The 9,362-nt window shown below is 44.4% G+C and carries 16 protein-coding genes; 7 read left to right on the plus strand and 9 right to left on the minus strand.

Annotated elements, in window-relative coordinates; all coding sequences use genetic code 11:
* Positions 1 to 586: class I SAM-dependent methyltransferase (locus JGK20_RS30045; RefSeq protein WP_293233210.1), on the plus strand; the 586-nt coding region annotated here is incomplete at its 5' end.
* Between the two features lie 11 nt (positions 587 to 597).
* On the opposite strand, the gene JGK20_RS30050 is transcribed toward JGK20_RS30045, so the two are convergent.
* From JGK20_RS30050 to JGK20_RS30090, 9 genes are all read right to left on the minus strand, one after another.
* On the minus strand, positions 598 to 2,061 hold the full coding sequence (locus JGK20_RS30050) for a class I SAM-dependent methyltransferase (RefSeq protein ID WP_293233212.1): 1,464 nt from the start codon (positions 2,059 to 2,061) through the stop codon (positions 598 to 600).
* Positions 2,058 to 2,720: a restriction endonuclease gene (locus JGK20_RS30055; RefSeq protein ID WP_293233214.1), complete on the minus strand. Its 663-nt coding sequence runs from the start codon at positions 2,718 to 2,720 to the stop codon at positions 2,058 to 2,060. The genes JGK20_RS30050 and JGK20_RS30055 overlap by 4 nt, the downstream gene beginning before the upstream one ends.
* A 68-nt stretch (positions 2,721 to 2,788) precedes the next feature.
* Positions 2,789 to 3,460 carry an HAD family hydrolase gene (locus JGK20_RS30060; protein WP_293233216.1) on the minus strand — a complete coding sequence of 224 codons (672 nt, stop codon included), beginning with the start codon at positions 3,458 to 3,460 and terminating at the stop codon, positions 2,789 to 2,791.
* Between the two features lie 165 nt (positions 3,461 to 3,625).
* Positions 3,626 to 4,078: a nuclease gene (locus JGK20_RS30065; RefSeq protein ID WP_293233218.1), complete on the minus strand. Its 453-nt coding sequence runs from the start codon at positions 4,076 to 4,078 to the stop codon at positions 3,626 to 3,628.
* Positions 4,075 to 4,359 (minus strand): hypothetical protein, encoded by a 285-nt coding sequence (locus tag JGK20_RS30070; RefSeq protein ID WP_293233220.1) that lies wholly within the window; start codon positions 4,357 to 4,359, stop codon positions 4,075 to 4,077. Before JGK20_RS30070 ends, JGK20_RS30065 begins: the two co-directional genes overlap by 4 nt.
* 298 nt (positions 4,360 to 4,657) lie before the next feature.
* Positions 4,658 to 5,161 carry an NAD(P)H-quinone oxidoreductase subunit J gene (locus JGK20_RS30075; RefSeq protein ID WP_293175773.1) on the minus strand — a complete coding sequence of 168 codons (504 nt, stop codon included), beginning with the start codon at positions 5,159 to 5,161 and terminating at the stop codon, positions 4,658 to 4,660.
* A complete protein-coding gene (gene ndhK / locus JGK20_RS30080) occupies positions 5,154 to 5,879 on the minus strand; it encodes a photosynthetic/respiratory NAD(P)H-quinone oxidoreductase subunit K (protein ID WP_265233759.1) in 726 nt (241 codons plus the stop codon). Before ndhK ends, JGK20_RS30075 begins: the two co-directional genes overlap by 8 nt.
* Entirely contained in the window at positions 5,870 to 6,232 is a 363-nt protein-coding gene (gene ndhC / locus JGK20_RS30085) for a photosynthetic/respiratory NAD(P)H-quinone oxidoreductase subunit C (RefSeq protein WP_006635500.1), read from the minus strand. The genes ndhK and ndhC overlap by 10 nt, the downstream gene beginning before the upstream one ends.
* Positions 6,233 to 6,509: 277 nt before the next feature.
* Positions 6,510 to 6,659 (minus strand): hypothetical protein, encoded by a 150-nt coding sequence (locus JGK20_RS30090; protein ID WP_293175776.1) that lies wholly within the window; start codon positions 6,657 to 6,659, stop codon positions 6,510 to 6,512.
* A gap of 522 nt (positions 6,660 to 7,181) precedes the next feature.
* Between JGK20_RS30090 and JGK20_RS30095 the strand changes: the two genes are divergently transcribed.
* The 6 genes from JGK20_RS30095 (at position 7,182) to JGK20_RS30120 (ending at position 9,304) form a co-directional block, all read left to right on the plus strand.
* Positions 7,182 to 7,517: a rubredoxin gene (locus JGK20_RS30095; RefSeq protein ID WP_293175778.1), complete on the plus strand. Its 336-nt coding sequence runs from the start codon at positions 7,182 to 7,184 to the stop codon at positions 7,515 to 7,517.
* The gene (locus JGK20_RS30100; RefSeq protein WP_293175780.1) at positions 7,504 to 8,517 is read left to right on the plus strand and encodes a photosynthesis system II assembly factor Ycf48; all 1,014 of its coding nucleotides are present in this window, start codon (positions 7,504 to 7,506) and stop codon (positions 8,515 to 8,517) included. Before JGK20_RS30095 ends, JGK20_RS30100 begins: the two co-directional genes overlap by 14 nt.
* Before the next feature lie 56 nt (positions 8,518 to 8,573).
* Complete coding sequence (psbE, locus tag JGK20_RS30105; protein WP_293144446.1) at positions 8,574 to 8,822, plus strand: cytochrome b559 subunit alpha; 249 nt, start codon at positions 8,574 to 8,576, stop codon at positions 8,820 to 8,822.
* Between the two features lie 20 nt (positions 8,823 to 8,842).
* Positions 8,843 to 8,980, plus strand: a complete 138-nt coding sequence (gene psbF / locus JGK20_RS30110) for a cytochrome b559 subunit beta (RefSeq protein WP_006635504.1) — start codon at positions 8,843 to 8,845, stop codon at positions 8,978 to 8,980.
* A gap of 9 nt (positions 8,981 to 8,989) precedes the next feature.
* Entirely contained in the window at positions 8,990 to 9,112 is a 123-nt protein-coding gene (locus JGK20_RS30115; protein WP_293175782.1) for a photosystem II reaction center protein L, read from the plus strand.
* Positions 9,113 to 9,181: 69 nt separating this feature from the next.
* Positions 9,182 to 9,304 (plus strand): photosystem II reaction center protein J, encoded by a 123-nt coding sequence (locus tag JGK20_RS30120; protein WP_293175784.1) that lies wholly within the window; start codon positions 9,182 to 9,184, stop codon positions 9,302 to 9,304.
* Positions 9,305 to 9,362 lie beyond the last annotated feature (58 nt).

Below are 9,362 nucleotides of genomic sequence, written 5' to 3' on the forward strand. Positions count from 1 at the left end.
TGGAATGCTCGATGTAGCCAGAAAAAAAGCTCTCGAATTAAAGCTTAATAATACAGAATTTTTGCTAAGGGATGCCGAAAATATCGACTTACCACGTAATGTTTGCGATCGCATTTTTTGCTCTTCAGCCTTCATTTGGATGTCTAATCTGCACGCAGCCCTCACTCACTGGCATCGATTTCTCAAACCAGGAGGAATAATTGGCTTTCATGCCTTTGCCGACACCGCTTTTGTAGGCGGAGTTGTGACGCAGAAAGTAGCCGAAAAATACGGCATTTCCTTCAATATGAGCAAACCCACAGGCACTGTTGAAAAATGCCGAAACCTGCTCGAAAAAGCAGGATTTAAACAGATAGAAATTAAAATCGAACAAGATGGCAGCTATATCAGTTTAGAAAAAGCAAAAGCAATGTGGGCCGGAAATTCTCATCCCGCCCCTGGACAATATCCGCCGCCGTTATCAACACTTTCAACCGAGCAATTAGCACAAGCCAAGGCCGAATTTGAAGCAGAAATAGAAGCATTGCAAACCCAGCAAGGAATTTGGAACGATATCACCACTTTTTACGTATTCGGTCAAAAATAGCAGAACTATACTCATCCGCGTGCATCTGCGGTTACAAACTCCGAATCTGCCAGCAGTGCCAGATTCAGACAATTTAAGACACTCGATTTGATCGGACGCTTTTCATCCCAAAATACGATCGCAGAATAAAACTTAATTGCAGCCGATGAATTCAAAAGCTCAAAAGTTTGACGTGCAACTCCCTCATCATCAAAACTTAGGAAGTAAACAGTATCATCAAAAACTACAGGTTTATTAGCGATTTCGCCGATTAACCTAAACTCCAATTTTTTATAAAGCCCGCCGATCGCAATTTTCCAAGGTTTGAAGGTATAATCGCCCACTCCAAAAATCGCAAATCTAGGGTTATTTTCATAAATTTTGCTTTTTCGATTATCTAGATATTGCCCGCGAGACTCCAGATATCGCCCCGTTTTAGGGGCAATTTTTTGGATATTTTCCGTTGATTCCCCGATATTTTTTTGAGTAATTAGCATATAGCGATCGGTAGCATTAATTCGATTTTGAGCAACACCAGATCCTTTAATCATGGGAAACAGATAAGTTTCCTCAATATCAGCAACTTCTCCCAATTTATTTACAAAATAATTGTCAATTTTCTTAAATTCCATTACACTAGAACAGTCATGCTTTACACCCGATCGCCATTTTGTCCCTGAATTCACAGCATATAAATCGCTCAATTTACTGAAAGCATCTATATCCTTAACTAGGAGATTGTTGTGATATCCAATTCGGTGACAGTCCGAAGTTTCTAAACTGCTAAATACATCACAGAAGTAGTTTCGCGAGTCAGCATCAAATTTGCAGACTAACAAACAAGCATCAACATTTGCATCAAAATATTTTTTAGCATCTATTGTGTAAGTTGCACATTCAGCGAGATTGAGTTTTTGACAGTGAAGGTAATTCAATAACTTTCTAGCAGTCGAAGTCTTGCAAAGCATCGCCAGATCAGCATCGCGGTTTTGCAGCCATTGCACCGCCTGAATCAGCATCCATTCTGAGATATCAAAGTTACTCTTACCTGTGAGAGCATCTAAGCCTTTGTGATTTTGAAAGTTGTTTTTTTTAGGTAAATTTTCGCTACCAAAAGTTCCTTGTTGTGAGTTTGTCACCCAAGGAAAATTGCCGAGTACAAGCAGTCTATCAGTGGATTGATTGATTAATAATTCCCAATCAAATTCAAAGAAATCTCCGTGCCAAATATCACATCTCTCATCCTGAAATAATTGGTTATTGAGTCTAATTTGTGTTAAGTAATTATGATTTATTTCAACCCCGATAATCTTGTCTGCGGATGGAAACGAAAGTGCAGCAGCTTGAATAAAATTACCGACACCGCACGTCGGCTCAATTATGGTGCGAGGATTGATATTAAGTTCTACTAATTTTCGACATACCATCTCGGCTAATGCCGGCGGTGTCTGAAAATCGCCATATTCTAGTTTTGTTTTGCGATCGTGGGAACTCATCGGTTAGATTTATAAACTGCGATAACGCCTTCCTGTTGTCCAGCGCGCTCAATGACTCTTCCATACTGAAGTCGCCACTGCAACGCATTAGAAATGGTCAAAAAACCTTGCAATGGTGGATTTCTCAGTATTTCGTCGGCAATTTTATCGGCTTCAATTTCGTCAACTGGTAGATTTCTGTCAAGCAGAAAAGCCAGCAAATCATCTTTGTTACCTTCGTTGTCTAAAATATTCCTAATTCCACGGGTCATTTGAAAATCTGCTGTTCTTTCGGCACTTACATAAATTGTATGCAGAATATTCAGTGTTGCAGTTCGATTTGTACTGTTGTCTGTCTTTTCGTAAACAAAGATAATCAGTGAATATCCCAGCCCAAAAATCTTTTGCCTTGCAGATTTGAAAGGACATGACGACTGCGGTTGCCTAACGCTTGTTACCTTCACGTCAACCAATATCCCTGGGAAATCGATGCCACTTGCTGAATTGCCATCTATAAATTCATATTGCTGCTTGAGATAGAGTCTGAACTTTTGCTCCAAATATGTTCCAACAGCCTTTCCGTCTGTGATGCCGTAAAGCAAAGGTTCTGGGTGTTGAGACTCGGCGGCTGAGAATATTGCTGCCTCAGAACAAAGGATTTCTACGGTCAAAGTGGTCATATAGCAAGTCTTGCAGAATTTATGAACATATACTTTTAATGAATATTGGTGGGTTTGTTAGCTGGCTATCAACTACTCTTGAATTGTTCAATTATCGAGGGAATTTCACTGAGTTCGTCGATAATTGCATCTGCCTCTTTTGCCTCGATCCAATGCGAGTTGCGTTTCCAAATTGTCCGCATCTTTGCACTTTTTGCTCCTAGGATATCTGCTTCGGGGTGATCTCCCACAAAAACACTATCCAGGGCTGATACTCCTAATCGATTCATGGCTCTCTGAAAAATTTCCGATTCCGGTTTTCTGACTTGCTCTACTTCAGAAATCAGAATAACATCAAAGTAGTCTCGAATCCCTAGCCCTGCAATTGAACGAGTTTGAAAATGTTTTAATCCATTTGTCACAATGCCCAACAAGTAGCCTTGCTGCTTTAACACGTTTAGCATCTCAACGAGAAAATGAAATGGAACACAATGAAACTGAAACTGGGTCTCGTAATCATCAAGTAATGCCTGCCAACTCATTCCTCCAATTTCAAATTCTGTAACCAGAGTTTGATAAACCTTGTCTTTCCAAACATGACCCCGACAGTCTAGCTCAATGAATCTGGTAACATAGTCGATTTTGGGAATATGACTCAAGTGAGCAGTAAGCCTTTCGTACTGTGCTGCGATGAATTGTTCAACCGAGGCATCCCGATCGAGCAGTGTTCCATCTAAATCAAAAAGAATTGACTTCACCATTGTTTAGGATGTACTCAGATTGAGGTAGATTTAGCCGCAAAGCTTTACTCGTTTACTTGTTCCCAGGCTCTGCCTGGTAACGCAGATCCAGAGGCTCTGCCTCCAATTTCACTTTAACCGTGGAGTCGTGCAGATGCAAGTATCTCTCCAATCAGCACCAGAATCTCAATCGAGATTGATGTTTTGCCATAAATCGGCGATCGCAAACCTAGAAAGATGACCAACATTCGTTGTCGCGATGACAACATCCACAACATCAAGAGTCATCGCCTGTGCTACCAAAATCATATCGCTGTCAATCGTCTTATCACCTGCTGTCGGTTGTCCTTGCTGACGAGCTTGTGCCCAAAACATCGCAGCTTGCCGCATAGCAGCAGTTGTAATGGGTAAATACTCCAGCGAGTTAGCTAATTCATCTAATCGAGCAATACCCCTTACCTTGTTTGCCCGCAGCAATTCTCGGCGAACTTCGTAATCGGCTATTTCGGGAATAATCACTCGAATATTCGATGTAATAAGTGTTTGTAACCAGCGAGTACAAAGGGTGCTTTCAGGAGATAGCTTTGGATTCGTAACTAAACCAATTGGCCCTGCATCCAAAACAACGACTCTGCTCACCAACTTACACCTTTTAATTCAATAGGAAATAGCTGGCGATCGGACAAACGATCTTCATCAAGAGCCTGAATCAGATACTGACCTGTTTCTTGCTGCTCTTCGGCATCTTCTTCATCCATCCAAGACTGAAGCAGATTAACCGATTTTGTCTGCTTTTGTTTTAGAATAATATGTTCTATCAGCAGTTGCAGAGTGTATGCTTCTGTCGAAAGCCCTTGCTCTTCTGCTCTTTGTGTTAAGTATTGCTCTATTTCTGGTGTGAGAGTGAGGGTGAGTGTCATAGGTGTTTTTATAGCTATACCCTTATACTTTACAACCTACTAGGCTAAGCTGGCGATCGAACGCTTGGGAGCATTGACGTAGAAACTTCGATCGGTTTCAATTATTCGATCGATCGCTATCATTAATGAGTTTGCTACTTGGGTTTGAGGTCATGCGGAGGTATTAGCATTCTTAGACTAAGAATATCACAAAACGTCGCCCTACAGCAAGAGATCAAAAAACACAGGGCGGGTTTTACACAAAACTAAACTCCAAAAGTCAAATTTTATGCTCTAAACCCGCCCCCGCAAAACTCGCTTAATAAGCGTCTTGCAGTTCGTAGAAATCAGGGGAAATATAATCCTTCCGCAGCGGCCAGCCTACCCAATCTTCATTCATCAAAATCCGTTTCAGATTTGGATGTCCTTCGTAGACGATGCCGTACATATCGTAGGATTCCCGCTCTTGGAAATCTGCTGCTTTCCAAATCCAGTAAACTGATGGAACTCTCGGATCTTCGCGGGGAATAAATACTTTGACGCGGACTTCTTCGGGGTGCGAAGCGTTGTCCGTCAATTTAGCCAAGTGGTAGACGCTGACTAAATCTTGTCCAGGGCCTTGGTCGTAGGCGCACTGGTACTGCATATAATTGAACCCGTAGGCGTACAGTGCTGTTGACATCGGAATTAGGAATTCTCGATCGACCTTTAAGATCTCCACACCCAAATTATCAGCAGCTAAAGCCTCGTGATCGAAGCCATTCTGAGTCAACCACTGAGAAACCTTCCCAGCTTCAACAATCGCAGATTCTGTCTCAGCCACGTTGTACCTCCTGTTTTTGTCCTGCAAGCAGGGCGGGCGGTACGGGCATTCCCATTGCTTCCGTCAACTCCTTCGGTGGGGCTATCCGCCCGGGAATTGACAAATATTTGCCATCCAAAATGTCGTCTACTACTTTCATTTTGTGGGGTCTGGTGTAGTAGCGGTGAGTCGGTAACAAGTTAGCCCTTTCTTGCATTGAGTCGTTGGCGATTTTTTTCCGCAGTTTGATAATTGCGTCAATAATCGCTTCGGGACGCGGGGGACAGCCGGGGATGTACACATCTACGGGGATAAGTTTGTCAACGCCTCTGACTGCTGTGGGGGAGTCTACGCTGAACATTCCACCGGTGATCGTGCACGCGCCCATGGCGATCACGTACTTGGGTTCGGGCATTTGTTCGTACAGCCGCACCAAGATGGGGGCGTACTTCATGGTAATTGTACCTGCGGTGATTAACAGGTCAGCTTGTCTGGGGCTCGATCGCGGTACTAAGCCGAATCTGTCGAAGTCAAAGCGCGAACCAATCAAAGCTGCAAATTCGATGAAGCAGCAAGCCGTGCCGTAAAGCAACGGCCACAGGCTGGAAAGTCTCGCCCAGTTATAGATGTCATCAACCGTGGTTAGGATGACGTTCTCTGATAATTCGGATGTGACTTGCGGCCGCTCTGCCGGATTGACAATTAGGGATTTTTGTGATGTATCAGAACTTAAGACCATTCTAAGGCTCCTTTGCGCCATGCATATACAAGAGCAATAACGAGGATCGTGATGAAAAACAAGGCTTCGATGAAAGCCAAGAGTCCTAGCTGGTTGAAAGCAACCGCCCAAGGGTAGAGGAATACGGTCTCTACGTCGAAGATGACGAAGACCAGGGCGAACATATAATATCGGATGTTGAACTGAATCCAGGCTCCGCCGATCGGCTCAACGCCAGATTCGTAGGTAGTGCGTCGGTCGTAGGGACGACTTTTGGGCCGCAGTACCTTAGACGCCGTGAGGGCGAGGATAGGCACTAGGCTCGAAATTAACAGGAAGCCTAAAAAATACTCGTAGCCGCTAAGTGCAAACACGGTGAATAATTACTGCCTCTGTGAAAGGGTTATTTGACATACTCCCCAACCTAAAGGCATGGGGATTGTGGATTTAAACAGCAAAAGCAAGCACGGCTTGTCTGATATTGCCTAGCACGATAGTTGATGCCCCAACTTATTTGAGATTTTTTGGATTTATACAGTTGAGACCGGATTTTTACATCTCGCGAATCAACAATACATAAATACATAACTTATCATAAAAGCCGTCCGATCGGGACACGGGGCTTTAGGCCCAATTTTTCGGTAACAGAAATTACTGGTCGATCGAGATTAATTGTCCATCTTCTGCAATAATTTTTAATGTATATTTTAATAAAACCGCAATCTCAGGATTGGGTAAACGATATTCTAACTGCCTGTGGAAGACGGGCGGCTGCCTGTGGACGCTGAGTAAGACCATCATCGACGCTTTGTGTCGAACACCCTTGTGGTGTCCCTAACGTGGTATCGGCGGTTGAGACGGGAAACCTCGAAGACGAATAAGACCGTCCTAATCTGAGTGTTGGTTGGCAGCCCCAACTATAACGAAGCTTAGTTGAGGTACTTCACCAACAAAATGGGTCTGAAGCCCCGTCCTTCTAGGACGGCTTCGCGTTAGAAGATCTAGAAAGGCAAGTAAGAACAACCATCTACGTGTTGAAACAATATCAAAAGGTGTAACTCCTGATTTAGCTCGCCTCGACTCGATCGTAGCGAGAGTTAAACAAGCAATAGTGAATTGTTGAGCGTACCTAACTGGCGGGCGTGATGGACTCTGAAAGTATAAAAAGATCAAAGTAAGCGCAATTGCAATACTTCTGGTGTTAGTAGTTGTTTTGAGCGTGTAGAGGCGATTTGTCAGCGCCTTTAAGACTCAAATTGTGGTCTTAAGAATCTCCGTGGCTAAAGCCCGGAGAGTGTCAACTGACCTACTCTTTTTGGAACTATGAGCGATCGAGCCACTGAGACTAAGACCCTCGATCGGCACGAGTGCCGCGCCTGCGGCTACGTCTACGATCCGAAAAAAGGGAATCCTAAAAATGACATTGCCCCTGGCACGGCTTTTGAAGATTTGCCCGCTACTTGGGTTTGTCCCGTTTGCGCGGGCCGCAAGTCGGTCTTTCAAAATCTGGGTCAGATGGAAGGAGTATCGGGATTTAAAGCAAATCAGCGCTACGGTGTCGGCGTCAACGGCATGACCGAAGGTCAAAAAAGTTTGCTGATTTTTGGCGGCTTGGTCGTTGGTTTCTTGTTGTTACTTAGTATGTATGGTTTGCAGTAAAACGATTGTGAGATTTTGGCAACGAATTGTAATGTTATTGGCGGCTGCACTCATCTGTACGAGTTGCAGCACGATCGGTTCTGTGAGTTACAACCCTTGGCAAGTGATTTCCTTGCCAACAGAAGCTAATTTACAGGATATTGCCTTTACGGGAAATGCCCAGCACGGCTGGGTTGTTGGTTCTGAGGCGACTCTGTTTGAAACGATCGACGGCGGGACTAACTGGAAGCCAGTAGCACTGGATATAGACGAGCCGAGATCGCGTTTTGCGTCGGTGAGTTTTTCCGGTTCCGAAGGCTGGATTGTCGGTCAGCCTTCGGTTTTGCTCCACACAGAAGATGAGGGCAAGTCTTGGACGCGGATTGCTTTAAGCTCTCAGTTACCAGGTTCTCCGAGTACGATCGCCGCTATTGGCCCAAATACGGCTGATATGACGACGGATGTCGGGGCGATTTACCGGACTTCTGACGGTGGCAAAAATTGGAAAGCGATCGTGCAAGATTCTTTTGGGGTAGTTCGCAATATCAACCGCTCGGAAGACGGGCAGTATGTTGCGGTATCCTCGAAAGGTAATTTCTACTCCGTGTGGAGACCAGGACAACAAGCTTGGGAACCCCACAACCGCAATAGTTCTCGCCGCTTGCAAAACATGGGCTTTACCAAGGACGGGCGTTTGTGGATGCTCGCCCGCGGCGGTCAGATTCAGTTTAGCGATCCGTCCAATCCTGAAGGTTGGGGAAAACCGTTTTTTCCCGATCGCAAAGCGAGTTGGGGTTTGCTAGACATGGCTTACCGGACTGATAATGAAGTTTGGGTAGCCGGCGGCGGCGGCAATTTGCTGTGCAGTTTGGATGGCGGGAAAACTTGGCAAAAAGACCGTGAAGTTGAGGACGTTCCTGCTAATTTTTACAGGATTGTCTTTATGGGCCCCGATCGCGGATTCGTGATTGGTGCGAGCGGTACTCTACTTAAATATCAAGGTTCAGCGCAAGCTGCTTGATAGTAGAATAGTAATAGAGATTGTCTGTCGATTTGTTGTTGAAAGGAGGATTCTAAATGGCCGGTACAACTGGAGAACGTCCGTTTGGGGACATTATTACAAGCATCCGTTATTGGGTAATTCACAGCCTCACCATTCCAGCTTTGTTTATTGCTGGATGGCTGTTTGTGCAAACTGGTTTGGCTTACGATGCTTTCGGAACTCCTCGCCCTAACCAGTATTTCACAGAGCAGCGCGAAGAAGTTCCGATTATCTCGGATCGCTTTGAAGCTAAGAAACAAGTAGATCAGTTCATTGGCAAGTAATTTTACAAGGATTTGGAAAAATGACGAGCAGAACGCCAAACAATGAGCCAATTTCGTATCCGATTTTTACGGTACGCTGGTTGGCCGTTCATACTTTAGGTGTCCCAACGATTTTCTTTTTGGGCGCGATCGCAGCAATGCAATTTATTCAACGATAGGAGTTTATAATGCCTGAACGCGCCCCTAATCCCAACGAGCAGCCAGTCGAGTTAAACCGGACTTCTCTTTATTTGGGTTTATTGCTGATTTTTGTGTTGGGGATTTTGTTCTCCAGTTATTTCTTTAACTAACTGGTGGTTCAGTTCAATCTCTGTGATTCAATCCAATTTGTTTAGCTGTGAATTAGTGAGGTGATCGCTATGTTTAGTGAAAGTGGCAGAATTCCTTTGTGGCTGGTAGCTACTGTCGCAGGTCTCGGTGCTCTGAGCATTTTGAGCCTTTTCTTCTACGGTGCTTATGCCGGTTTGGGTTCTTCGATGTAAGGACAATATTGCGTATTTTACGCCTAAAACCTCCCTTGAAAAAGGGGGGTTTTAATTA

Origin of the sequence: Microcoleus sp. PH2017_05_CCC_O_A (genome assembly GCF_020738785.1) — a bacterium.
Lineage (GTDB): Bacteria > Cyanobacteriota > Cyanobacteriia > Cyanobacteriales > Microcoleaceae > Microcoleus.